This window comes from Nocardia sp. CC227C, assembly GCF_030767025.1.
Taxonomy (GTDB): domain Bacteria; phylum Actinomycetota; class Actinomycetes; order Mycobacteriales; family Mycobacteriaceae; genus Nocardia.
Genome location: NZ_JASITE010000043.1, coordinates 1 through 1,359, shown reverse-complemented (window position 1 = coordinate 1,359; position 1,359 = coordinate 1). Strand labels below are relative to the sequence as shown.

General features: G+C 64.4%; 1 protein-coding gene. It reads right to left on the bottom strand.

Annotated features, from left to right (window positions below):
• Positions 1-28: 28 nt before the first annotated feature.
• Positions 29-1,305, bottom strand: a protein-coding gene (locus QMO76_RS35180) for an IS3 family transposase (RefSeq protein WP_306365698.1) whose coding sequence is annotated in 2 segments (ribosomal slippage) — positions 29-1,032 and positions 1,032-1,305 — 1,278 coding nt in all. Because the reading frame shifts where the segments join, the coding sequence is not laid out codon by codon here.
• Positions 1,306-1,359 lie beyond the last annotated feature (54 nt).

Genomic DNA, 1,359 nt, shown 5'->3' with positions numbered 1-1,359 from the left:
CTGAATCCCCCGAGGTTTTCTGCCGCTCCTATACGGGTTGCGGCTCTCGGTTGAGAGCAGCGTAGTGGTTGTCCTCGAACTCGGCCGGTGGGATCATTCCGAGGCTGCCGTGCAGGCGTCGGTTGTTCCACCAGTCGACCCAGCCGGCGGTGGCGTACTCGACGTCGGCGAGGGTCTTGTACGGGCCGTCGTGGAAGACCTCGGTGCGGATGCATTCGGTCTTGTAGAGCCCGTTGATCGTTTCCATCAACGCGTTGTCATAGGCATCGGCAACACTGCCTATCGATGGCGAAATTCGTTCCAGTGCAAGCCTTTCAGTGAGTTTTATGGACGTGTACTGCGACCCGGCATCGCTGTGATGAATCAACTCGCCCGGAGTGACCGGGCGGCCTTCGCGGTCGCGTTGCCACAACGCGATCCGCAGCGGGGTCATGACCAGGTCGGTCACCTTCGAGGTGGCCGCGTGCCAGGCCACGATCTTTTGCGAGAACACGTCGACGATGAACGCCACATACACCATCCCCGCCCACGTCCGCACATGCGTGAAATCGGTCACCCACACCCGATTCGGTTGCGGCGCAGTAAAATTCCTATCCAGAAGATCACCGGCACGGCGGCCGTCGCGACCGGGCACGGTGGTGCGCACCGCCTTGCCGCGCCGCACTCCGGACAACCCGAGCGCACGCATCGCACGGTCCACCGCGCCGGGCGTCACCTCGGGCATGCTGGTTCTTCGCAGATACGACAGCATCTTCGCGCGCCCGTAAAGCCCTTCGGGGGTCCGTATGCGGCGCCCGTCGGCGCCGGTGGCGTAGGCGGCCTCGCGGACCGCGTCCACGGCGTGGGCATCGCTGACGGTGCGTGCGGCGGGAGCGGCCTGTTTCCAGGACCGGTAGGTGCGTGCGGCGATCGTGCAGCCCTGTGCTGTCAGCACTCTGCAGATCGACTCGACCGTATGCCCCTGTTCTCGCATGGCGTCGATGAAACCCTCGATCAACGGCCGCGGGGGTCGAGCTCCCCCGCGAAGAAAGTCGCTGCCGCTTTCAGGATCGCGACATCCTCACGCAGCCTTCTATTTTCAGCCCGCAGCCGCTTCAGCTCCTCCGATTCCTCGGTGGTCACACCCTCTCGCTGACCGTCGTCGATCTGCGCCTGGCGCAGCCAGCGACGCACGCTTTCCTTGCTCACCCCGACCTGTCGCGCCACCGCCTCGACCGCGAGGGTCAACGACGGGTACTCGTTTCGGTGCTCGTTCACCAGGCGCACCGCACGGGCCCTGATCTCCGGATCGATCTTCTGGGGCATGCTGCTCATCCTTCCTGACTCAAAGGAGAGCGGCATCAAACCTGGGGGGATTCA